Source organism: Janthinobacterium sp. 78 (assembly GCF_003096775.1).
Classification (GTDB): Bacteria; Pseudomonadota; Gammaproteobacteria; order Burkholderiales; family Burkholderiaceae_D; genus Janthinobacterium; species Janthinobacterium tructae.
In genome coordinates, this window is record NZ_QENT01000001.1 from 2,108,949 (window position 1) to 2,128,931 (window position 19,983).

The window sequence follows — 19,983 nt, forward strand, 5'->3', positions numbered from 1 at the left end:
TTTTGAGGGGCGTCAGTTGGCACACGCCTTTAAAGTGGAGGCAGTTCCCAGCGGCGCAGGGCAAAGGCGGTGGCCGCGTAGATGCGCAACTGCGTGGCGCTGTTCAGAGGCTGGTCGATCAGCTCGGGCACTTCGGAACCATAGCGGCGGCGCCGTATGCGCGAGCCGATGGGCGTAGTGAGAATGTCTGTGACCGACTGGCGCAAGTGGCCCAGGCCCGTCAGGCTGCGCCCGGTGGCGGCGTGCATGCCCATCATGCTTGCGGCCCGCCCGACTTGTCGCCGCCGTGCGCATGCTTGGCCAGGCTGATGGCGCCGGCCAGCACGTCCTCGCTGGCTTTGATCGTCCCTTGCACGGCCATGGCCACGCCGCCAGCGGCGCCGGCCTTGGCGTTCACGCCGCCGTTTAGGGTAGTGGCGCCCTCCACGGTGGTGGATTGCTTGACGATCTGGTTTTTCATGATGGTCAGGTCGCCCGTGCAGATGGTGCTGGGCGCGTTCGACGTGACCTTGTCGGCCGTGATGGTGGCGGTGCCGCCGGGCAGCGTGGCCGTCAGGGCGTGGGCGGCGTGGTCGTACTGCACCACGGCGCCGTCGGAATAATGCGTGGTGTGGATGGTGTCGCTGGTTTCTGGCGCGTCAAATTCCTGGGAGTACAGCGCCGGCACGATGATGCCGCGCGTCAGGTCGCCGCCAGGGGAAAAGACAATGACTTGTTCGTCCACGGTGGGCGCCGACCAGGTGCGCGTGCTGCCGGCGCGCCGGGTGGTCCATTTCAGCCATTCGGTGGTGAGTGTCGGCCCGAGCCGCACGCGCGCCTTGGCCCCCTTGACCTCGGCGATGGTGCCCAGGCGGATCAGGTTTTGCAGCAAGCGGAGGAGGTCGGACAGGTCGGCGTTCATGCAGTGCATGTTGCCGAAGTCCGCGTGCGGATGCACGCGGGGGCGGGTTGATAAACAGCTTAGTGACTATGGCGGTGTTTGATGCGCTAACTCACGTCATCCTGAGAATTGATGACGTAGCAAGGCAATTCCTTAGTGCCCAAGGACCCTATCACGTTGCGGCTACCATCTGAGTACTCACAACGAACGCCTGCATCGCATTCGCTTTTATTCTGCAGTAACGCCTTCCTGCAAAAATTTTTTTTCAAGTAATGCTTTAATCATTGGATGCCATTGGGGCCAACTAAAGTTGTAAGAAGGATGGGGAACCCAGGAAGCCAATGCCTGACCGCCTTCATATTGATATAGTAAAGTTTCTCTCGTGCCCTGTTCAAAGGAAAGCTGCGGACCCGGCAGACCACCTGCAGGCATGTTTTCCCAAAGGCGATTAGAAAGAACCAAGATTTTTCTTGGGGCCAACTGACTTAGCACCGAAAAAAAGCATCTCTCGACAAGGAAAACATTTCCGAGGTTGGTGCGACCTTAGCCGTTTCAGCAACAGGCTGCTGTACGTAATTATAGAATGCGACACTTTGCCAGAATTCTCTCCGGTCCAGTTCCCAATACGGCTGGCCACGCACGACTTGCATAATCGATGTCCAGAAACGATGATTTTGTCCGTCCACATATTCTTGGGTGAATGTAATAGTAGAGTTGCCAGACATCGATTCGTCACCGTAGTGGGATTCGCCTAGAATAAGTAGACGCTCGTCCGATGCCGCGTAATCGGCGCCAATCCATGGCTTGAAAAACGGTTCGGCTACATTCTTCGAGTCTTCTTCCATTATTGTGTGATCGACCTTGATTATATTTTCATTGCAGGTCGTCATTTTTAAGTTTAGGAAAACTCCGTTTTCCTCCATCTGTACCCTCAGCTCAACTGCTTTTTCGTAACCGATATCTAAATTTCGTTGTAACCCAGCACAAGAGGTGTCATTCTCTTGCGTCACATATGCCACAGCCCGTTCATACAATAAGTCACTGACCATTTAAAACTACCTTTCCAAAACGACTGAACAAGTCTAAAGAATAACGGAGGTAGCATAGTATTACACACTCAATGCATCAAAAGCTCTCTGGACGGCTCTTGAAAGTTTGATTCCGCGTGTCTTAGTTCGGCGTAATATGGTGTAGTAAGGATTCGCGTATCAACGTCCGATCCGGTTCACTCAAGCCCAGCAACGGCCGCTCCGGGTACTTGTAGACGGGCCCTTTTTTGGTAATGTGGTCTTGCCGGCCAAACTGATGCACATGCGCCACGCGCGCCGCCCAGCCAAAGAAGCCAACTTCGATCTGGCCGCCGGTCGCCTTCACTTTCAGGTGCTTGGCGGTGCGAATCTTGGCAAACATAGCCGCCTTCTGCCGCTTGATGCGTCCATTCTTTCCCTTGAATTCCTTGCGCCGCTTGCGCGCCGGATAGGCCGCGCCATCCGGCCCCTGCTGCGCCTTGATGCGCTGCGCCTGGCTGCGGCGCAGGTCGATGGCTACCTTGTGATTGATTGCCCTGCGCTGGGCCGGCTGCAGCTTGGCCAGCAGGGCGCCGGCCCAGGCTTCCAGCGCGTGCAGGTCGTCGTTCATGGCGTCGCCTCGGGGGTGCGCCATTCGGCCAGCAGGGTGTCGCCGTCATACAGCTTCCAGAACTCGTCCGCATAGGCTGGCATGTGCTGTATCTCGGCCAGGTGCTTGATGTCCAGGCGGCCCGCTTCGCCCGCCTTGACGGCCACGCGCTCGGTCAGGTCCAGCTTGATGGAAATGTCGACCGTCTCATGGTTATTAAAATCGACTTCGAAGGCGATGCCGTGCTTGCGCGTTTCCTCATTGGCCATCAGGTCGAGCTGATGCACTTTGAGCCAGGCGATCAGGGCCACCATGATGGCGTCGGCGTCGCCCGCGTAATCGGTCACGATCAGGTTGAGCTTGAAGCGGTATTCGAAGGAGAGGGAGGCGGTGGCCGACGCCACCACGTTGCCCTCGTCGGCGAAGACCAGCAGGCGGTCGGGATCGCGCTGCAGGTCGGGGATGGCGGCGGCCAGGTGCTGGCGCAGGCTATTCGGTTTGTACATGGTAGGTGTTCCGCACGGTGTTGTAGGCGTCGATACAGGCGTTCAGCTGGCGGGTGGCGTCGTCGCCGTCGCCGGCAATGGCGTCAAGAGCTGCCGCAGTCGCTGGGTCAAGTTCGGCGCGCGCTTGGTGCTGATCGCTTGCGGCAGCGGTGGAATCTGCAGTGGCTGCGCACTGGCCGCTGGTGACGGGGATTGACAGGCGCACAGCGCCGCTGCGCACGTCATCGTTAAAACGGTCGCGTTCAGTTTTCGCATGGGTTTGCTCCTGGGTGAGGTGGTCGGCGCGCTGTGCCAGGGCGGCTTTGCTGGTGGCGGCCGCCCGCTGCAGTTCGACAAGGGCCACGTCTTCCACCTGATGGAACCGGACGTGAACCAAGAGCTGTACGGCGTGCCGCAGTACTTGAGCGCGCTGCAATCGGCCTGGCTTAATGAGGCGGCCACCCTGTTCCGTCGCAAGTACTACAAGAACGGTTCGCACGCCGGTTTCGTCTTCTACATGATGGACGCCGCCGCCAACACGCACGACGTGGACAACCTGCGCCAAACCATGCGCGACAGCAAGGGGCCGGGCAACTATCTGGGGTCAGTTCAGAAAGCGGTTTCTCTATTTCCTGGCGGAAGCGAGCAGGGCGCCTTCGCGCCCTTCGAATCCTCCAACCGCTGCCGCTGCGCGGCAGCATCGCGCGCCGCAGGCGCGCGTTCGTAGTTCTAATCAGTTTTTCGACTGAGCCAGCCTGTAACGACGGCCAACGCATCAGTTCGTGTACGAATGGCGGACCAGACCCTCGCGCCGTAGTCCTCGCGCCGCCCCTACATGTCATTCGAACAGGGCCGCATCGAGCGCGGCCATGCGCGCAATGCTGGGCCAAACAGTTAATCCAGCCGACCTAACTTAGGGGCGGCGTGGCATAAACAGCTTTACTTTCATTCCATAATTCTACTATTATAGAATTATGGAATTGACTTGGGGATATACGGAAACCAAAAAAGTTATTGCTGCCTTAGTTGTGCTGGCGCAAGAATCGCGTCTGGCCAGCTTTCGCCTGCTTATCCAGGCTGGGCCACAAGGAATGGCGGCAACGAAGATTGCCGAACACATCGGTATCCCGCCATCGTCCCTGTCATTTCACTTAAAGGAACGGGTGCACGCGGGCCTTATCGTGCCGCGCCAGGATGGACGCTTTGTCATCTACGCAGCGGATGTTGACAACATGAATGCTCTTATCGGTTTCTTGACCGATAACTGCTGCGGTGGTGCACCTTGCATTACTGGGCAAGGCATTGTCTGTGACGCTGTATGAATCCAAACGTACAAATCGAACCGCTTACCCACCATGCATTGTTTGAAGGAGTCGTCATGACCGAAAAAGTGTACAACGTATTGTTTCTATGTACTGGAAACTCAGCCCGTAGCGTGATGGCCGAGGCGCTGGTCTCTACTATGGGCAAGGGGCGCTTTCGCGGCTTTTCAGCTGGTAGCCATCCGGGTGGCAGCGTGAACCCATTCGCCATCGAGCAAATTGAAGCGACCGGCTATCCGCTCGAAAAACTGCGCAGCAAGAGCTGGGATGACTTTGGAACTACAGACGCACCGCACATGGACTTCATCATTACTGTATGCGACAACGCGGCCGGCGAGGTCTGCCCTTATTGGCCAGGCCATCCCCTTTCGGCGCACTGGGGCTTTGAAGATCCTGCTGCAGTGATCGGCACCGACGAAGAAAAGCGCGCGGTATTTCATAAGGTGTTCCGTCAGATAATGACCCGAATGAACGTCTTCGTCAGCTTGCCTCTGCACATGCTGGAAAAAAACGCGATCCAGCATGAGATCAAAGCCATCGGACAAAGCGCCGTCTGATGTGTGACGCGGCCGAGGTCTTGGCTGGAAAGGGCAACATGAAAATTTTGGTATTTCTCGGTTCGATTCGCACCAGCACACCGCCCCTGCCGGCGCGCGTGGGCGAACGCGTCGCCAAGGCGTGCGCGGCGCAGTGCGGCCGCGATGGCCACAATGTGGTGCTCATCGATCCACTCGATTACGACCTGGGTGAAGTGTTCAAGCCGCACTTTTCCTATGCAAAGGGGCGGGCACCCCTGCCGTTGGAACACCTGGCAAGTGAGATTGCCAGCGCCGATGGGTATGTGATGGTCAGCCCCGAATACAATCATTCGATGAGTCCGGCACTGGCGCATTTATTGAACCATTTTGGCAGTTCCCTGTTTGCCTTCAAGCCCAGTGCCATCGTGACTTATTCGACAGGACAGTGGGGGGGCGTGCGGGCGGCGGTGGGCATGCGCGCTTTTCTGTCCGAGCTGGGTTGTTTGCCGGTGTCAGCCATGGTGCACATCCCGGCTGCACACACTGTTTTCGCTGCAGATGGTACCTTTGCGCCCGAAGTCGACAGTACGCGCTGGGTTTCCTATATCCAGCGCACCTTTTCCCAGCTGATCTGGTGGGCCGAGGCCGCCGGACGGGAGCGGGCGCGTTCTGGAGGAACAGGGCCTTCGCCGGCATTCCTGCGCGACCCGTCCCAGCGCAATGCGCCATGAGGCACAAGTGGATCAGTTATTGCTGGAATACCATTAAAAAGCGCCATGCGCAGCTTGCGGCCGTGCCACCTCCTGTCACTTCACGTTTATTGGGATCCCCCTGATGATTCGACTTGCCACTACCGCCGATGCCGCCATGATCGCCACGATCTATAACCATTACGTCAGCAGTTCCACCATCACGTTTGAAGAGCACGTAGTGGGCATCGATGAGATGGCCCAGCGTATCGCCTCTGTCGGCGCGCAGTTGCCGTGGTACGTCTTTGAGCGTGACGGAGAGATAGTCGGCTATGCCTACGCAACGCCCTGGCGTGCGCGGAGCGCCTATCGTTTTTCGGTCGAATCGACGGTATACGTGGCGCATGAGTATATGGGGCAGGGAGTTGGCCTGCAGCTTTACAGCACGCTAATCGATGATTTACGTCAGCGAAAGCTGCAGGTGGTTATCGGCGGTATCGCACAGCCTAACGACGCCAGTGTCGCTTTGCATGAACGCCTGGGATTCGAGAAGGTGGCCATGTTCAAGCGGGTCGGCCGTAAATTTGATCAGTGGATTGATGTGGGATATTGGCAGCTGCAGCTTGCGTAGTCATTTATTTATGATTATTGGATGTCCGCATCGTCCGTGTAGGGCGGTGAAAACAGCACGTTGTTAGGCGCTAGAAAAACACTGATTGCGGAACGAAATCGCGCGTAATCATCTGAAATGTATGAAGTATTTTGAAGGATTAAAAACTAGCGACGGGTTACACTGTTCTTGGGATTCGAAGGGCTGGGCCTATCGGCCCAGCCCTTCGAATCTTCTCCTTGCAGCCACTGCGCGGCAACACCGCGCACCGACGGCGCGCACTGCACTCAACGCATCACTTCGTGTGCCAAATGGCAGACCTGAACCTCGCGCCCTGAGTCCCTTCGCAAAGCAATGATTGACCAAAAATTCGCACCCGGAACCGTCTGGTGTCGCCAATGCAGATCAGCACGAAACTAGACAACTAACATGTCTTGGTAATCTGATGGGTAAGAAAATCGTGCACCACCTTCATGAATAAAACAGGAGAATCTTTGTAGACCTCGTGCCCCGCATATGGGATGTTCAGGAAGACAGAACCTTTTATTTGATCTCGTAGTTCAGCGATGCACTTTAACGAACAAAGATGATCTTCGTCGCCACGCACCAGCAACGTTTGTGCCGTGATCTGCTTGATCAGACTGCCTGGGTAAGCGCTGTGTTTGATATTTGTCCAGAGCGAGACAACCGATTTGATCAACGCATCAAAGTCTGGTTCTGGATTGTTCTCTCTGTAGTAGGAGACTGCATCGGGAAACTTTGCCTCCCAGAACTCAGCCGTCACGCCACTTAACATGGGAAGGATCGGGTCGTCCGCTTCCATTTGACTTTGAGCCGCCACCGCCACCAGTCCCTTGATCCGCGCAGGGGTTTCAGCGGCCATGCGCAAGGCAGTGATGCCACCGTCACTAAAGCCCAGTATGGAAAAACAATCGATGTTCAAGTGCGCCAGAATAGCTTCAACATCTGCTTGATGTCGTTGATAGGTCAGGCGGGATTTTCCGAGCGTCGACTTGCCGTGTCCACGAAAATCAACGCCAATCAATCTGAATTCACTTGCAAGTTGAGCGGCAATGCCATTGAAGTCTGTCAGGTTGCCTAAGCCGCCGTGCAGTAACAGCAATGGACTCCCTTTCGGATTGCCTATGATTTCAAAGTATATTTCGGCATCATCAACGGATAAGTAGTGGCCTGAAGAATGCGTAAAAGTAGTCATGGTGAATTTAACCCTGTAATCTTTTAGTTTTTGATTTGCCGATCATACGTGGGTCGACTGTCAGTTTTTGTCAGTATCTGATCGGTATCTGGCCCCTCGGGCCCACACGGTGCGTCTGCTTTAACTTCTGAAAATTTCACCATGTGGACCTTGCCTGTCCAGAAGTACTGTGTAAAAATACAGTGTCAACTTTCAAAAAGGACACCTCATGATCAAAGGCAGTTGCTGCTGTGGCTCAGTAAAGTTTGAATTGGCATCCCCCCCAAGCATGATGGGCATGTGTCACTGTTCTCGTTGTCGGAAGGCTGGAGCGAGTGCCTTGGCCTTTGTTGATAAAAATTCTTTTACCTTGCTGGAGGGGCGGGAATTTATTCAGCGATATGAGCCAGAGCCTCCGTTTAAATATGCAAGAACTTTTTGCAAAAATTGCGGGACTTCGTTGGGGGAAATTGGTTCAGAGAGTGATTCATTTCCAATATCAGTTAACTGCCTGGATGATGATCCTGAGGTAAGAATACAATTTCATGTTTATGTTGGCTCCAAGCCTGCATGGTATGAAATTTGTGACAATGCAAAACAGTTTCAAGAAAGTCCAACATAAATCAAAAAAAGCCAGTCAGTTGACTGGCTTTTTTATTGCACTCTTGATATTTCGAAGAATGTCGATGTTCGTTTGCTGGCTTCGCGTCCTGCGTGCGAGATTTGAAGCGCCGGGCCTGCCGGCCCAGCCCGCGCTGAATCCTCCAACGGCAACTCCACGCACCAATCTTGCCTGGAAATCATCGAGTCTTTGCAATCACACCACTCATGTATTGATTCAAGTCGCGGAAATCCTGAACCTTCCATGCGTACGGCGATATTTTTACGCCATTTTCTCGCAAGGTTTTTGGAATCAAGTCGCCATTCGGGCGAAGTATGACTGATGAAACAATAACGCCCGGATAATCTTTCAGGCGTTTTTTGAAGGCGGCTGTTGTAAGGTCAGGCGTGGGAGGATTGCTTTTATTCGCCAGTGGGCCAGTTCCCTTGATATCTGTTCCATGGCACACGGCGCATCGCTGTATATAGAGATTTTTCCCGTTGATATTATCCGCGAAGGATGGTGATGCTTGAATGAGCGATAGCATTCCTAGCGAAGCGATGAATGATATTTTTATTTTCATGTGGTCTTGTATTAATAAAATCTGAATCGATTATTATATCTTCCGTTGTTCGGTTGCACCAGTTTAGCGATTCAGGAGCGAAATTGTGGTGCCAGTGCTAAGTAGGGCGCAATAAATTATTGTGATTTCTGACTTCCATATCCGGCGCTCTGCGGTGTTGCCCGCTGCTAGCAGTGCTCGCACTGCGTCGCAGCGGGCGCCTTGCAGAGCATCCGGTTCTGTTTGTCATAACTTCACAATAATTTCCCACGACCTACTTAAGACCGCGCCGCGTGGTTCCGCTTATCTCCTCGGTTGAGTCAGCTTCTATGACGTCCAGCACCTCAGTTCGTGTGCAATGCCATGGAATGACCCCGATGTGCTCATGTATGCGCCATCGGCCCCTTGTTGATGGGGACGAACACTTCCCACTTCTTTTGCATCGTCGGCTTTACGGTCTGGTTGCAACTTACCGCAACATTCGGTCCAGACAGGCCATGGCTCTTCGGAACCCATTTCACGCGCAGAGATACCGCACATTTGGCAACCAGAATCTTCCGGTTCGGCTCCATGGCTTGCCACTTTGTTCCATTTTTAAGATTCTCTGCTGCAATGAACTGTACCGCAGCCTCCCTTATTTCAAACAATCCATGTATGTCACCGCGTGTCCGATCCTCGTCAAGCGTGCTGGCAAATGCCGATGAGGCACCCGCAACAAGAAAAAAGGATCCAGCAAGGGTGGCGTACACGCGTTTATGCAATCGTAACGGTAGCAACATACTTATAATCCTTTGCCAAATTTGTTCTTTATCCGATAAGTTTCAGCGTGCCTGCTTGTGTGACCTGGCCGCCTCGGTCTTGACGAGCGTTAAATGCGGGCATGCATCTTGTCTACGGCGCGACTGGAAACGTCCTTTTCTACGCGGTAAAGCGATTATGAAGTATAAAGGCAATGCCAAAATAATGAAGGTCATCAAGAGTAATGCTAATGATGCGGTGACCAGTTATGAGAGGGAATGACATTCGCTGGTCTCCTGGGTGACCGCAGGATGCCAGCTGCCGCGACAGCAATCTTCGCAAACTTGACTTGAGCAAATTTCCTGCCGAAATCCGTTTGACCGCCCCCCGCGCCAGGTCTAGAGTCGTCGAAGAGACCTCAACCGACTGCATCCCCACGCCATGGCCAAGCCCTTTCCCTTGAACCCCAAGAACCCCGAACGCATCTGCTGGGGCTGCGACAAGTATTGCCCGCCGGACGCCATGCGCTGCGGCAATGGTTCCGAACGCACGCAGCACCCCATCGAACTGTTTGGCGAAGGCTGGAATGACTGGGGGCTGGCGGCCGCTGACAAGAAAGAGGACGAAAGCAAGCCTTAGTCAAGCGCACCATGCGGCGCGGCGCTACAATTGCCCATCGCACACGCGCCTGCGCTGAGAAAATCACCATGCAAGAAACCCTGTCCCGCTGGCTGGCAAGCAGTGCCGGTGACTACACCTTGGTCGAACACCCGGCCGTGCACACCATCGATGAAGCACTGAACCACGTGCCGGCCATGTCCGGCCTGATGGTGAAAAACCTGTTCGTGCGCGACGAGAAGGGCCGGCGGCATTTTCTCGTCATCGTGCCGTTCGACAAGCGCATCGACCTGGCGGCACTGGGGCGCTTGCTGACGGCCAGCAAGTTGAGCATGGCCTCGCCCGAGCGCCTGCTGCAGCACCTGGGCATCACACCCGGCTCCGTCAGCCTGTTTGCGCTGATACACGACGGCGCACAGGCGGTGGAACTGGTGCTGGACCAGGCCGTATGGGAAGCTGATTCTGTGCAAGCCCATCCGCTGCGCAACACGGCCACCGTGGCGCTGTCGCATGCCACCTTGGCCAGTTTCCTGGCGTATACGGGGCACGTGCCCCGCATCGTGACGGTGCCGGCGGCTGATTAAACGGTCGCCTCAATGCCCGGCCACGGGCGCGCTGCCGCTGCCGCTGCGCCGGCCCGGCCGGAAACCGTGCGCGCTGGCCGACCAGGCGAACACGAAAGCCAGCACCAGCAACGCCACCATGGCCCAGGGAAAGGCGCTCGCGCCCCAGGTTTCCAGCAAGGCGCCACCGACCACGCCCGCGGCTGCAATCGCCCCATTCCACGCCACCACATTCATCGACAAGGCCACGTCGGCGCCGCTGCCGGCCGTGTCGGCCAGCGCCGTCTGTAACAGCGTTGCCGCGCCGCCGAAGCTCAGGCCCCAGACGGCCATGCCCAGGTAGACGACAGCGGGAATGTGCGAGGCCATGCCCAGCACCAGGGCCGTCGCGGCGAACACGGCCAGGCTGGCCAGCACGCTGGCGCGCAGGTGGCGCTCGACCAGCTTGCCCGTGATCCAGATGCCGGCCATGGCGGCGGCGCCGAAGACGAGCAGGACCAGGTCGATGCGTCCCGTCAATCCGGCCGGCGCCACAAACGGGGCGATGTAGGTGTAGAGAATGTTATGCGCCAGCATCCAGGTGATGACGACGGCCAGCACGGGGCGCACGCCCGGTGTCGTGAAAACGCGGCGCAGGGGCAGGCGCTCATGGACGGACTGGCCCGGGTAGTCCGGTACTTTCGCCAGCACCCAGGCGATCAGGACTAATGTCAGGGCGGAAATGATCCAGAACGCGGCGCGCCAGCCCACCAGCGAGCCGAGCAGGGTACCCAGCGGCACGCCCAGCGACAGGGCGATTGGCGCACCCACCATGGCCAGCGCCAGAGCGCGGCCTTGCTGGTGCGGCGCCACCATGCGTCGGGCATAGCCGGCCAGCAAGCTCCACGCCAGCCCGGCCGCCATGCCGGCAAAGAAGCGGGCCGCCAGGGTCAGCCAGTAGTGGGACGACAGGGCCGTGACGGTATTGAACACGAGAAAGCCGATGATGGTCAGCAGCAGCACGTTGCGGCGGCGCCAGCCGCGCGTGGCGATGGTGAGTGGAATGGCTGCCAGCAGGGAGCCGAGCGCGTAGGCCGTGACCATTTGCCCGGCCAGCGCGGCGCTGATGCCGAGGCCCGCGCTGATTTGCGGCAGCAAGCCGGCGGGCAGGGTTTCCGTGACGATGCAGATAAAACCCGTCATGGCCAGGGCCAGCAGGCCGGCGACGGGGAGGCGGTCGGCCAGCGCAGCGCTGGTTCCGGTAGTGAGTGTGGCGTGATTCACGGCAAACATCCTTGTAAAGAGATCAGGCGCAGGACTGCCCCTGACCGTCGTGGTGACATATATATCGATCGGTACAAATATAGGCGATGGCGCGTTCCGTTGTCAATGACTTCTGTATCGAGTAGTATGTAAGTGGCCTATGAGTAGATGAGAAGGAGCGATAAATGGCGCAAATGGGACGGCCGCGCACGTTCGACCGGCAGGCAGCGGTCGAGCAGGCCATGTTTTTATTCTGGCAGCAAGGGTATGAATCGACGTCCTTGAGCCAGCTCAAGGCGAGCCTGGGCGGCGGCATTTCCGCGCCCAGCTTTTATGCGGCGTTCGGCTCGAAGGAAGCGTTGTTCCGCGAGGCGGCGCAATGCTATCTGGACACCTTTGCACGCGTGACGCAGTGTTTGTGGGACGATGGACTGGCGCCGCGCGCGGCTGTCGAGCAGGCCTTGCGCCAGTCGGCGGCGATGCAGTCCGAGCCGGGGCATCCGCCGGGCTGCATGGTGGCGCTCGGCTGCATGAGCGCGCCGACGGCCGAACATTCGGCCGTGGCCGCGCCTCTGACCGCTTCGCGCGTGCGCACGCGCGCCGGCTTCGTGCATTGCGTCGAGCGGGGCATGGCCAGCGGTGAATTGCCTGCGGGTACGGATGCAGTGGCGCTGGCGGCCGTGTTTGACAGTTTTTTATCGGGCGTGGCTATCCAGGCCCGCGACGGTGTGGGCTATGCCGTGTTTGACCCTGCCATTACGCAGATCCTGCGCGTGTGGGATGCCAATCGCGTTAAAGCCTAGGCCGTCCAGCGAAACTCCAGCACATCGTCGCCATACTTGTCGGTCTCGCCCGTTGCGGTCCAGCCCAGGTAGCGGTAAAAGCCGTAGGAGCGCGAGGCGGGGTCGCTGGAGCAGCCGAGGAATAGCCGTTGATGGCCCTGCGCGCGCAGCTCCATCATTACCAATTCCAGCAAGGTCTTGCCGATGCCCAGACCTTCGAATTCAGGCAGCAGGGCCAGGACGATGATTTCGCCCGTGTCGCGCTCGCCAAAGCAGTAACCGACCAGGTGGCCGTCATGATGGCAGACCTGGCCGGGCAGGCTGCCTGAGCGCATCATGTCCGCCCAGGTGTCGGCCGTGATGCCCACTTCTGCCAGGCGTTCTCTGGAAATGGCGTTTTGCCGCGTCTTGCCGCGCAATGCGATGAAGGCCGGGGTGTCTTCCGCCTTGGCGGCATGGAAAGTGATCGATGCTGGATGTGTCGTCATGTGTGTGTTCATTGTTCGATGGTAGTGAAGGATTTATTCCCACGGTTTGCGCATGATGTGCGCGTGGCGCTGCCAGTCATAGGCTTTGGTATTCTCGATGGCTTGCTGGCCAGGATTGCCGCTATCGATGATTTCATCCTTGACGATGATCAAGTCGTTTTTATCATTCAAGCGGTATTCCCGGTAGCGCTCGCAATCCTGTTCGCGCCGGGCGGTGGTAATTAATTTGCTGGCTTGCCAAGCATAGCTGTCTTCATAAAAGCATTGCGCCGCGCAGCCGCAATTGGCGATGCCGCCTGCGATTGCTTGATCGGCGATGCGGATATCCAGATTCGGAATCGCCGATAAGGGCTTGTTGAAACGGTATTGCCTCGCTGGCGCATCCCACAGCCACACGTCGGAACAGCGGACGCGTCCCTGGCTATCCGTGTAACCGGTCACCCACAGGTCGGCATGGCCGTCGAAATTCATGTCCAGCAGCAGCGCATGCAAATTGCCCGTGCCGCTGCTGCTGCAACTGCCAGCTATCCACTGCTTGCCGATTTTCAGCTGGTAGGTCTGCTTTTCATCGTGATTCGCATAGCGGATATCGGCCGCTTGCCGCACTTTGCCTGTCGCGGCTTTGTCCAGGTGCAGCGTGGCGCCATAAGCCGAGGTGGAAATCAGGGATAAAAGCAAAACAATCAGTTTCATGGAGATATTCTTGGGCTGGCATTTGTCGTTATGCCGGGATTTAATCGTGCGGTGAACGATCATAACGCAGGATTTGGGCAATGCGCCACACCGTTCCTATCGTGCATTCGGCGCGGAACAGTGCTGTGTACAATGCCAAAAAATCCACGATTAAGGAATTCTGATGACATCCTCTCCCGAATCTTTGAATGAAGCGGGCATCCTCGCTTATAACGACGGCAATTACGCCGAGGCCTTTAAACAATTCGACGCGGCTGCGCGCACCGGCGAACCGGCCGGCCAGCATTTATTGGCCAGCCTGTATTACCAGGGCCATGGCGTGACGCAAGACGTGCCGAAAGCGGTGGAACTGTTCACGGCGGCGGCGCAAGCGGGCTTTCCACCGTCGCTGGCCAACCTGGCCCTGATGTATGCGAGCGGCGATGGCGTCGCACAAGACATGGCCCAGTCGCTGGCCTACGGGCGCCAGGCGGCCGAGGCGGGCGATGGCCAGTCGCAATTCAACCTGGCGCAGGCTTACCGCAAGGGCGATGGTGTAACGCAAGACTACGCCGAGGCGGCGTTCTGGTACAAGCAGGCGGCCGAGGCCGGTTCCCTTTCCGCGCAGAATGAATACGGCTTGCTGTACGCGCAAGGGCAGGGCGTGGAGCTCGATTACGTGCAGGCGTATGCTTGGATCGCCATGCCGGCCGAGGCGGGCAGCGCGCAATCGATCAAGAACCGCGACCAGTTGCTGGAAATCCTCACGCCGTCACAGCAGCAGGCGGCGCGCGCGCTGGCCGCTGAATATGCGGCGCAGTACGGCGTCAATCCCCACTAGATTTCTTTGTCGGCAGCTTGGTGAGTACACCCGCCGCATCGAGTTCATAGCTGTCGAAATCGCGCGCGAGGAACAATTCACCCGAGTAATGCAGCCGGGCTTCCGCTTCCAGCTCGGCCATGCCGTCCGCATTGTGATAGCGGGCGCTGAAGTGGGTGAGGATCAGATTCGGCAAGCGGACCGCTTCGGCAAACTGCGCCACGCGCTGCACGGAACTGTGCGTGGGGCCGGGGCCCACCTTTTGCAGCATCGCTTCCGTGTAGGTGGCTTCATGCACGAGCAGCTGCGCGCCGGCACAGGCGTCCGCCAGCAACGCCGGCGTGTCGTTGTCGCCGCCGATCACCACCGTGGCGCACTGCGTTTCCGTCTGGCGGAAAGCGGTGGCGCGCAAGACCGTGCCATCGTCGAGGATCGCATCCTGGCCCGCCTGCAACAGTCCCCAGGCGGGGCCGGGTGGCGCGCCCGCTGCCTGCAGGGCCGCCTTGTCCAGCTTCCATCTGCTCGTTTCCAGCGCGAAACGATAACCGACGCTTGGCGCGCGGTGCGACAGCGCATGGCGCGAGATGGTCAAGCCCGCTTCCTCATGCACGACTGGCGCGCTGTCCACGTCGATGTGGATCAGCGGATACGTCAAAAATAGTTCCGTGTGCAGCAGGGTCGCGTCGATCCAGGCCTTGATGGCGGCCGGGGCGATCAGCAGCAGGGGTTTTTTGCGCCCCGTCATCGAGGCGCTGGCCAGCAAGCCCGGCAGCCCATAGCTGTGGTCGCCATGCACGTGGGTGATGCAGATGCCCACCAGGTCGTGCACGGACAAGGGCAGACGCTGCAGCCGGTGCTGCGTGGCTTCGCCGCAATCGATCATCCACCAGTCGCGGTTGTGCGTGGTTTGCAGGGCCAGCGAGGTGACGTTGCGGTGGCGCGTGGGCACGCCGGAAGACGTGCCGAGAAAAGTCAGTTTGAACATGGGCGCATTATGCGGCAGGCGTGCGGGCTTGCCAACGCTGTTGGCCGCAGCCAGCTTGTGGCGCGAGGCAACGCGGTACCAGCTCAAGCGTACACTTGCTTTGCGCAAACAAATATAGAATGCCTGCGTTAAAAGTATGATCCGGAGTCATTTCGGGTCATACTGTAGCTACTATCGAATTCACTTTAAAGGGCAGGACATGATGCGTACACACTATCGGAAAATCGTCGCCGCCTTGGCATTGGCAGCCTGCAGCGCTTCCGCTTCCGCCGTCGGCCTGGGTTTCCTGGCCGATACGCCGATGGCTTACCTGAACAAGAATGACAAGCCGGTCTTCGTGAAAGCCGTCGCCGACGTGCTCAATGACAAGAAGGATGGCGAAACCGTGCAATGGAGCAATGAAGGCTTGCGCAATTCCGTGCGCATCGCCGCCGAGATCACGGCCAGCGACACGCAAAAGACGGACGCGCAAACCTGCCGCAAGGTACAGGTGGGCTTGAGCGCCAAGGGCCAGGAACAGACCCTCAAGCTGAAAGTCTGCAAGGCCGGCACGGCCGCGTGGACAATAGCGAAGAGCTGATTTCCCGCGCATGGCCCTTGCCGGTTCTGCGCCGGCAAGGTGCGACTTTCGTCTAAGTAGGTCGTGGGAAATTATTGTGAAGTTATGACGAACAGAACCGGATGCTCTGCAAGGCGCCCGCTGCGACGCAGTGCGAGCACTGCTAGCAGCGGGCAACACCGCAGAGCGTCGGTTATGGAAGTCAGAAATCACAATAACTTAGTGCGACCTGCTTAGGTAAGTCTGGCAGCGGTTAGAATCACGCTTTACCCTCACTTTTTCCAACTACATGCAGCAAAGTCGCCTCCTGTTCTTCCGCCTGGCCGGCCAGTTTCGCCGCTATGGCGCCATCGTTGCCGCCACCTTGCTGGCTGTCGGCGTGGCGTCCGCCACCGATGTATTGTTAATCCGCCAGTTGCAAAACGTCGTCGATGCCATGCGCACGACGGCCAGCGAGCAGGTCGCGCCCGCATCCGGCGTGATGGGCATGCTGCAGGGCTGGGTCGACCGCTTCCTGCCCGCGCATGCGGGACAGGTAGACTTGTGGGTGATTCCCGCCACGATCCTGGGCCTGGCCGTGCTGCGCATGGTGTCGAGCTTTTCCGGCGATTACGGTTCCGTATGGCTATCGAGCCGGGTGCAGGCCGATTTGCGCGAAAAAATGTTCGCCACCATCATGCGCCTGCCCAGCCGCTTCTTCGATACCACCACCACCAGTTTGACGCAGTCGCGCGTGGCCTTCGACGCCAGCCAGGTGTCGCAGGCGGGCTTGAACGTGCTCAACGTGATGGTGCGCGACTCCGTCGCCACCATTGGCTATCTGATTTTGCTGTTCAGCATCGATGTGAAACTGGCGCTGTTCTGCATGGCTTCGATGCCCATCGTGGCCATCGTCGTGACCCTGGCGGGACGCCGCATGCGCCACCTGAGCAAGAGTTCGCAGCAAGCCGTGGGCGAGCTGACGTCCGTGCTGGACGAAAGCATCGCCGGCCAGCGCGTGGTGAAGATCTTTGGCGGGCAAGACTATGAACAGGCGCGCTTCGTCGACGTCGTCAAGCGCAACCGCCAGTTGGCCGTCAAACATGCCGCCACCTCGGCCATGAATTCCGGCTTCATCATGATGCTCGTCGGCATTACCCTGTCGTCCGTGATTTACTTTGCCATGCTGCGCGCGCAAAGCGGCGCCATCACGCCGGGCGCCTTCGTCGCCTTCATGGGCGCGCTGATGGCGATGCAGTCGCCGATCAAGAATTTAACCAAAATCAATGAGCCGCTGCAGCGGGGCCTGGCGGCGGCCGAATCCGTCTTCGGCCTGATCGACACCCCGCTGGAACCGGACCCGGGGACTGTGGCCCCGGCGGCCGTGCAGGGCAATCTGTCGCTGCAAAACGTCCACTTCCGCTACAACAGCGACGATCCCGATGCGCCCACGGCCTTGAGCGATATCACGCTCGACATCCGCGCCGGCGAAACGGTGGCCCTGGTGGGAGGCTCGGGCGGCGGCAAGACGACCTTGCTGGGCCTGCTGCCGCGCTTCTACGACGTCAGCGGCGGGCAGATCCTGCTCGACGGCGTCGACCTGCGCGACTACGCGCTGCTGGCCCTGCGGCGCCAGTTCGCCCTCGTCAGCCAGGATGTGATTTTGTTCAATGACACCATGGCGGCGAATATCGCGTATGGCGACCCGGCCCCGGACCAGGACAGAATCGAAGCGTCGGCGCGCGCCGCCTACGCGCACGACTTTATCATGCAGTTGCCGCAAGGCTACGCAACGCAGGCGGGGCAGAACGGTTCGCGCCTGTCGGGCGGACAACGCCAGCGCCTTGCCATCGCCCGCGCCCTGTACAAGGACGCGCCGATTCTGCTGCTCGACGAAGCGACCAGCGCGCTCGATACGGAGTCGGAGCGACAGGTGCAGGCGGCGCTGGAAGTGCTGATGCGCAATCGCACCACCATCGTCATCGCCCACCGTTTGTCGACTATCGAAAGCGCCGACCGCATCGTCGTCATGCAGGGCGGGCGCCTGGTGGAGTCGGGCAGCCATGCCGCCTTGCTGCAGCAGGGCGGCGCATATGCACGGCTGCATGCGAGCCAGTTGTCTCCCGTTAAGAATGGCGTGAGCTGAAGCCTGACACCTGGCGCCTGGCGCGCCAGTGCATCCGCCGGGCCGGAGCCGGACCAGCAGGTCCGTCCCGGCCTTTTTTCATGGGCGGCAATCGTGCCCATGGCGAACGGCGCTTGCCTTTATGATGGTGGCCGCAAAGCAACATGATCAATGGAGCAACATGAAGAATCAACAAACGCGGCGTTGGCTGCTGGCCGCCGCGCTGGGTGCGGCCTTGCCGCTGGCGGCACAGGAACTGGCGCCAACGACAACGCCAACGCTACAGGAGGAACAGCAGACCATGTATCTGGATGAAAATTTCATGCCGAGCAATCAGCGCCGCGCCGTGTACGCGCTGCGCACGCCGCCCGTGCGCGACGAGGCGCTGGGCGCCTGGCATGTGCGGCTCGAATTTCCCGACACGCCAGGCATGCTGGCCTTTGAAACCTACACCACCGACCTGGACTTGAGCCAGGTCAGGTTCGTGCGTTTTCGCAAGCATTACTACGAGAATGGCCAACTGCTGCGCGAAACCTACTTCAATGCCCAGGGCGAGGAGCTGCTCGGCGGCTGCGTGTACTTCGAGAATGGCCAGGTCCAGCAGCGGGTGACCGCCTTGCCGAACGGGCGCGACAGCATCTCGGAAACGTATCACGAGAATGGCCAGCTGGCGCACAAGACGCTGTATCACGGCGACGAGATGGCCGATGGCGAGCAAGTGTCGTATGGCGCGAACGGCGCCGTCAGCCACCGCTCGTATCGACGCAATGGCAAGATGGATGGCGTGCAGGAATCGTTTTATGACGATGGCAAGCTGTTCCAACGGGGACAGTTTGTGAATGGCAAGCGCGAGGGCGAGTTTGTCACGGTTGCCCAGGATGGCAGCGTGCTGGCCAGGACCATGTGGGTGCACGACCAGCCCGACGGCTGGTCGTTTGAAAGCCATGGCAACGGCGTCGTGTCGAACAAGTCGCTGTACCGGAAAGGTGCCGTGCTCAGCTTGCAAACGTGGGCTCCGAATGGCCGGCCCGTGTTTGCCTGGCAGAAAGACGCGCAGGGGCGCGATCATGGCGATACGACGGATTGGCATGCCAACGGCGTGCGCGCCAGCGTGACGCCGTTTGTCAAAGGCCAGCGCCACGGCTTGCTGCAGACCTGGTACAGCGATGGCAGCCTGCGGCAGATCGTGCCTTACGAACATGGCAAGAAGCACGGCATCGAGCGCCACTGGGACAAGACCGGCAAGCTAGTGCTGGAGCAGGCCTGGCGCGATGGACAGTCTGTAACAGGCAGTTAGTGGAGGGCCGCCTTTGCAGGTATCATGCAGGGATTCCGGCCCGCCAGCAGGCGCGCAGCCGGGTCTGACAACTGGAGGCAATGGTGGTGGAAGCGGAAGTTTCGGCGGTGGCCCGGGCACAGGGCCTGGCCTTGCAAAACATGCGCGTCGTCATGCGCGCGGCGCAGCGGCACTCGGCGCAGATCGAGAAGCAATGCGGCGTATCGGGCGCGCAATTGTGGGTGATGCAGGAATTGCTGGAGCGCCCAGGCTTGCGCATGGGCGAACTGGCCGGCACGATGTCGATCCACCAGACGACGGCCAGCAACCTGGTCGACGCGCTGGTGAAAAAAGCCTATGTACGCAAGGCGCGCGACCAGCCCGACCAGCGCGTGGTCACGCTGACCCTGACGGCGGAGGGCCAGGCCGTGATCGCCGGCGCGCCGCAGCCGGCGCGCGGCTTGCTGCCCAGTGCGCTGGCCCAGCTGGACCCCGACAGCCTGGCGCACCTGAACCAGGGCTTGAACGCCTTGCTGGCCGTGGTCGCCCCCGATGACAGGCAGGCGGGCATGCAGCCGTTTCCTTTCACCATGTAGTGACGCGCAAGCGTGTGGCTGGAGCGCCCCGCTTGCCATTATCATCGGCGCTGTCGCAGCG

The 19,983-nt window shown here is 59.0% G+C and carries 26 protein-coding genes and 2 pseudogenes; 14 read left to right on the plus strand and 14 right to left on the minus strand.

Annotated features, from left to right (window positions below; translation table 11 throughout):
- Positions 1-44 precede the first annotated feature (44 nt).
- The 7 genes and pseudogenes from C8C92_RS09420 to C8C92_RS27725 all read right to left on the minus strand — a co-directional run.
- A pseudogene (locus C8C92_RS09420) lies at positions 45-257 on the minus strand (GPW/gp25 family protein); the annotation flags it as partial.
- Positions 254-901, minus strand: a complete 648-nt coding sequence (locus C8C92_RS09425) for a phage baseplate assembly protein V (RefSeq protein WP_116743620.1) — start codon at positions 899-901, stop codon at positions 254-256. The gene C8C92_RS09425 and the pseudogene C8C92_RS09420, both read right to left, overlap by 4 nt.
- Positions 902-1,108: 207 nt before the next feature.
- Positions 1,109-1,342, minus strand: a complete 234-nt coding sequence (locus C8C92_RS27200; protein ID WP_133250725.1) for a hypothetical protein — start codon at positions 1,340-1,342, stop codon at positions 1,109-1,111.
- 23 nt (positions 1,343-1,365) lie between these two features.
- Positions 1,366-1,929: a DNA translocase FtsK gene (locus tag C8C92_RS09430; protein WP_116743621.1), complete on the minus strand. Its 564-nt coding sequence runs from the start codon at positions 1,927-1,929 to the stop codon at positions 1,366-1,368.
- Positions 1,930-2,050: 121 nt separating this feature from the next.
- Positions 2,051-2,518 carry a phage virion morphogenesis protein gene (locus C8C92_RS09435; RefSeq protein WP_116743622.1) on the minus strand — a complete coding sequence of 156 codons (468 nt, stop codon included), beginning with the start codon at positions 2,516-2,518 and terminating at the stop codon, positions 2,051-2,053.
- Positions 2,515-3,003, minus strand: a complete 489-nt coding sequence (locus tag C8C92_RS09440) for a phage tail protein (RefSeq protein ID WP_116743623.1) — start codon at positions 3,001-3,003, stop codon at positions 2,515-2,517. Before C8C92_RS09440 ends, C8C92_RS09435 begins: the two co-directional genes overlap by 4 nt.
- A gap of 42 nt (positions 3,004-3,045) precedes the next feature.
- Positions 3,046-3,258, minus strand: coding sequence for a hypothetical protein (locus tag C8C92_RS27725; RefSeq protein WP_243420158.1), 213 nt, complete (start codon positions 3,256-3,258; stop codon positions 3,046-3,048).
- Positions 3,259-3,328: 70 nt separating this feature from the next.
- Here C8C92_RS27725 and C8C92_RS09450 point away from each other — a divergent pair.
- From C8C92_RS09450 to C8C92_RS09470, 5 genes and pseudogenes are all read left to right on the plus strand, one after another.
- Positions 3,329-3,580, plus strand: a pseudogene (locus C8C92_RS09450) (capsid portal protein); the annotation flags it as partial.
- 376 nt (positions 3,581-3,956) lie between these two features.
- A complete protein-coding gene (locus tag C8C92_RS09455; RefSeq protein ID WP_116743624.1) occupies positions 3,957-4,304 on the plus strand; it encodes a metalloregulator ArsR/SmtB family transcription factor in 348 nt (115 codons plus the stop codon).
- Positions 4,305-4,360: 56 nt separating this feature from the next.
- Complete coding sequence (locus C8C92_RS09460) at positions 4,361-4,861, plus strand: arsenate reductase ArsC (RefSeq protein ID WP_116743625.1); 501 nt, start codon at positions 4,361-4,363, stop codon at positions 4,859-4,861.
- Positions 4,862-4,899: 38 nt separating this feature from the next.
- Positions 4,900-5,553, plus strand: coding sequence for an NAD(P)H-dependent oxidoreductase (locus C8C92_RS09465; protein WP_116745900.1), 654 nt, complete (start codon positions 4,900-4,902; stop codon positions 5,551-5,553).
- Between the two features lie 103 nt (positions 5,554-5,656).
- Positions 5,657-6,142, plus strand: a complete 486-nt coding sequence (locus tag C8C92_RS09470; protein WP_116743626.1) for an arsinothricin resistance N-acetyltransferase ArsN1 family B — start codon at positions 5,657-5,659, stop codon at positions 6,140-6,142.
- Between the two features lie 403 nt (positions 6,143-6,545).
- Here the strand turns inward: C8C92_RS09470 and C8C92_RS09475 are convergent, their stop codons facing one another.
- Positions 6,546-7,337 (minus strand): alpha/beta hydrolase, encoded by a 792-nt coding sequence (locus C8C92_RS09475; RefSeq protein ID WP_116743627.1) that lies wholly within the window; start codon positions 7,335-7,337, stop codon positions 6,546-6,548.
- A gap of 208 nt (positions 7,338-7,545) precedes the next feature.
- Here C8C92_RS09475 and C8C92_RS09480 point away from each other — a divergent pair, with 208 nt between their 5' ends.
- Entirely contained in the window at positions 7,546-7,938 is a 393-nt protein-coding gene (locus C8C92_RS09480) for a GFA family protein (RefSeq protein ID WP_116743628.1), read from the plus strand.
- A 178-nt stretch (positions 7,939-8,116) separates the two neighbouring features.
- On the opposite strand, the gene C8C92_RS09485 is transcribed toward C8C92_RS09480, so the two are convergent.
- Together C8C92_RS09485 and C8C92_RS09490 are read right to left on the minus strand one after the other, a co-directional pair.
- Positions 8,117-8,500 carry a cytochrome c gene (locus C8C92_RS09485; RefSeq protein WP_116743629.1) on the minus strand — a complete coding sequence of 128 codons (384 nt, stop codon included), beginning with the start codon at positions 8,498-8,500 and terminating at the stop codon, positions 8,117-8,119.
- Between the two features lie 362 nt (positions 8,501-8,862).
- Complete coding sequence (locus tag C8C92_RS09490) at positions 8,863-9,258, minus strand: hypothetical protein (RefSeq protein ID WP_116743630.1); 396 nt, start codon at positions 9,256-9,258, stop codon at positions 8,863-8,865.
- A gap of 400 nt (positions 9,259-9,658) precedes the next feature.
- On the opposite strand from C8C92_RS09490, the gene C8C92_RS09495 reads away from it, so the two are divergent.
- Both C8C92_RS09495 and C8C92_RS09500 read left to right on the plus strand, forming a co-directional pair.
- On the plus strand, positions 9,659-9,856 hold the full coding sequence (locus C8C92_RS09495; protein ID WP_096234537.1) for a DUF3079 domain-containing protein: 198 nt from the start codon (positions 9,659-9,661) through the stop codon (positions 9,854-9,856).
- A gap of 68 nt (positions 9,857-9,924) precedes the next feature.
- Positions 9,925-10,419, plus strand: coding sequence for a prolyl-tRNA synthetase associated domain-containing protein (locus C8C92_RS09500; protein WP_116743631.1), 495 nt, complete (start codon positions 9,925-9,927; stop codon positions 10,417-10,419).
- A 9-nt stretch (positions 10,420-10,428) separates the two neighbouring features.
- On the opposite strand, the gene C8C92_RS09505 is transcribed toward C8C92_RS09500, so the two are convergent.
- On the minus strand, positions 10,429-11,580 hold the full coding sequence (locus C8C92_RS09505; RefSeq protein WP_207781073.1) for an MFS transporter: 1,152 nt from the start codon (positions 11,578-11,580) through the stop codon (positions 10,429-10,431).
- 245 nt (positions 11,581-11,825) lie between these two features.
- Between C8C92_RS09505 and C8C92_RS09510 the strand changes: the two genes are divergently transcribed.
- Positions 11,826-12,443, plus strand: a complete 618-nt coding sequence (locus C8C92_RS09510) for a TetR/AcrR family transcriptional regulator (RefSeq protein WP_116743633.1) — start codon at positions 11,826-11,828, stop codon at positions 12,441-12,443.
- Here the strand turns inward: C8C92_RS09510 and C8C92_RS09515 are convergent.
- Together C8C92_RS09515 and C8C92_RS09520 are read right to left on the minus strand one after the other, a co-directional pair.
- On the minus strand, positions 12,440-12,910 hold the full coding sequence (locus C8C92_RS09515) for a GNAT family N-acetyltransferase (RefSeq protein ID WP_099760082.1): 471 nt from the start codon (positions 12,908-12,910) through the stop codon (positions 12,440-12,442). The genes C8C92_RS09510 and C8C92_RS09515 overlap by 4 nt on opposite strands.
- A 33-nt stretch (positions 12,911-12,943) precedes the next feature.
- The gene (locus tag C8C92_RS09520; RefSeq protein ID WP_099760081.1) at positions 12,944-13,603 is read right to left on the minus strand and encodes a hypothetical protein; all 660 of its coding nucleotides are present in this window, start codon (positions 13,601-13,603) and stop codon (positions 12,944-12,946) included.
- Between the two features lie 163 nt (positions 13,604-13,766).
- Here C8C92_RS09520 and C8C92_RS09525 point away from each other — a divergent pair, with 163 nt between their 5' ends.
- On the plus strand, positions 13,767-14,423 hold the full coding sequence (locus tag C8C92_RS09525) for a tetratricopeptide repeat protein (RefSeq protein WP_116743635.1): 657 nt from the start codon (positions 13,767-13,769) through the stop codon (positions 14,421-14,423).
- Here the strand turns inward: C8C92_RS09525 and C8C92_RS09530 are convergent.
- Positions 14,410-15,474, minus strand: coding sequence for a ribonuclease Z (locus tag C8C92_RS09530; RefSeq protein WP_243420159.1), 1,065 nt, complete (start codon positions 15,472-15,474; stop codon positions 14,410-14,412). The genes C8C92_RS09525 and C8C92_RS09530 overlap by 14 nt on opposite strands.
- A gap of 112 nt (positions 15,475-15,586) precedes the next feature.
- Here C8C92_RS09530 and C8C92_RS09535 point away from each other — a divergent pair, with 112 nt between their 5' ends.
- The 4 genes from C8C92_RS09535 to C8C92_RS09550 all read left to right on the plus strand — a co-directional run bounded on the left by C8C92_RS09535 (position 15,587) and on the right by C8C92_RS09550 (position 19,922).
- Positions 15,587-15,967 (plus strand): hypothetical protein, encoded by a 381-nt coding sequence (locus tag C8C92_RS09535; RefSeq protein ID WP_116743636.1) that lies wholly within the window; start codon positions 15,587-15,589, stop codon positions 15,965-15,967.
- 268 nt (positions 15,968-16,235) lie between these two features.
- The gene (gene msbA, locus C8C92_RS09540; RefSeq protein WP_116743637.1) at positions 16,236-18,071 is read left to right on the plus strand and encodes a lipid A export permease/ATP-binding protein MsbA; all 1,836 of its coding nucleotides are present in this window, start codon (positions 16,236-16,238) and stop codon (positions 18,069-18,071) included.
- 160 nt (positions 18,072-18,231) lie between these two features.
- Entirely contained in the window at positions 18,232-19,347 is a 1,116-nt protein-coding gene (locus C8C92_RS09545; RefSeq protein WP_165829349.1) for a toxin-antitoxin system YwqK family antitoxin, read from the plus strand.
- A gap of 80 nt (positions 19,348-19,427) precedes the next feature.
- Positions 19,428-19,922, plus strand: a complete 495-nt coding sequence (locus C8C92_RS09550; protein ID WP_099760076.1) for a MarR family winged helix-turn-helix transcriptional regulator — start codon at positions 19,428-19,430, stop codon at positions 19,920-19,922.
- The last annotated feature ends 61 nt before the right edge of the window (positions 19,923-19,983 follow it).

Bases quoted from the DNA above. Each gene is read 5' to 3' on its own strand.
- C8C92_RS09425 (WP_116743620.1), bottom strand. From the start codon at position 901: ATGAACGCCGACCTGTCCGACCTCCTCCGCTTGCTGCAAAACCTGATC.
- C8C92_RS09430 (WP_116743621.1), bottom strand. From the start codon at position 1,929: ATGGTCAGTGACTTATTGTATGAACGGGCTGTGGCATATGTGACGCAA.
- C8C92_RS09435 (WP_116743622.1), bottom strand. From the start codon at position 2,518: ATGAACGACGACCTGCACGCGCTGGAAGCCTGGGCCGGCGCCCTGCTG.
- C8C92_RS09440 (WP_116743623.1), bottom strand. From the start codon at position 3,003: ATGTACAAACCGAATAGCCTGCGCCAGCACCTGGCCGCCGCCATCCCC.
- C8C92_RS27725 (WP_243420158.1), bottom strand. From the start codon at position 3,258: ATGCGAAAACTGAACGCGACCGTTTTAACGATGACGTGCGCAGCGGCG.
- C8C92_RS09455 (WP_116743624.1), top strand. From the start codon at position 3,957: ATGGAATTGACTTGGGGATATACGGAAACCAAAAAAGTTATTGCTGCC.
- C8C92_RS09460 (WP_116743625.1), top strand. From the start codon at position 4,361: ATGACCGAAAAAGTGTACAACGTATTGTTTCTATGTACTGGAAACTCA.
- C8C92_RS09465 (WP_116745900.1), top strand. From the start codon at position 4,900: ATGAAAATTTTGGTATTTCTCGGTTCGATTCGCACCAGCACACCGCCC.
- C8C92_RS09470 (WP_116743626.1), top strand. From the start codon at position 5,657: ATGATTCGACTTGCCACTACCGCCGATGCCGCCATGATCGCCACGATC.
- C8C92_RS09475 (WP_116743627.1), bottom strand. From the start codon at position 7,337: ATGACTACTTTTACGCATTCTTCAGGCCACTACTTATCCGTTGATGAT.
- C8C92_RS09480 (WP_116743628.1), top strand. From the start codon at position 7,546: ATGATCAAAGGCAGTTGCTGCTGTGGCTCAGTAAAGTTTGAATTGGCA.
- C8C92_RS09485 (WP_116743629.1), bottom strand. From the start codon at position 8,500: ATGAAAATAAAAATATCATTCATCGCTTCGCTAGGAATGCTATCGCTC.
- C8C92_RS09490 (WP_116743630.1), bottom strand. From the start codon at position 9,258: ATGTTGCTACCGTTACGATTGCATAAACGCGTGTACGCCACCCTTGCT.
- C8C92_RS09495 (WP_096234537.1), top strand. From the start codon at position 9,659: ATGGCCAAGCCCTTTCCCTTGAACCCCAAGAACCCCGAACGCATCTGC.
- C8C92_RS09500 (WP_116743631.1), top strand. From the start codon at position 9,925: ATGCAAGAAACCCTGTCCCGCTGGCTGGCAAGCAGTGCCGGTGACTAC.
- C8C92_RS09505 (WP_207781073.1), bottom strand. From the start codon at position 11,580: ATGACGGGTTTTATCTGCATCGTCACGGAAACCCTGCCCGCCGGCTTG.
- C8C92_RS09510 (WP_116743633.1), top strand. From the start codon at position 11,826: ATGGCGCAAATGGGACGGCCGCGCACGTTCGACCGGCAGGCAGCGGTC.
- C8C92_RS09515 (WP_099760082.1), bottom strand. From the start codon at position 12,910: ATGACGACACATCCAGCATCGATCACTTTCCATGCCGCCAAGGCGGAA.
- C8C92_RS09520 (WP_099760081.1), bottom strand. From the start codon at position 13,603: ATGAAACTGATTGTTTTGCTTTTATCCCTGATTTCCACCTCGGCTTAT.
- C8C92_RS09525 (WP_116743635.1), top strand. From the start codon at position 13,767: ATGACATCCTCTCCCGAATCTTTGAATGAAGCGGGCATCCTCGCTTAT.
- C8C92_RS09535 (WP_116743636.1), top strand. From the start codon at position 15,587: ATGATGCGTACACACTATCGGAAAATCGTCGCCGCCTTGGCATTGGCA.
- msbA (WP_116743637.1), top strand. From the start codon at position 16,236: ATGCAGCAAAGTCGCCTCCTGTTCTTCCGCCTGGCCGGCCAGTTTCGC.
- C8C92_RS09545 (WP_165829349.1), top strand. From the start codon at position 18,232: ATGAAGAATCAACAAACGCGGCGTTGGCTGCTGGCCGCCGCGCTGGGT.
- C8C92_RS09550 (WP_099760076.1), top strand. From the start codon at position 19,428: ATGGTGGTGGAAGCGGAAGTTTCGGCGGTGGCCCGGGCACAGGGCCTG.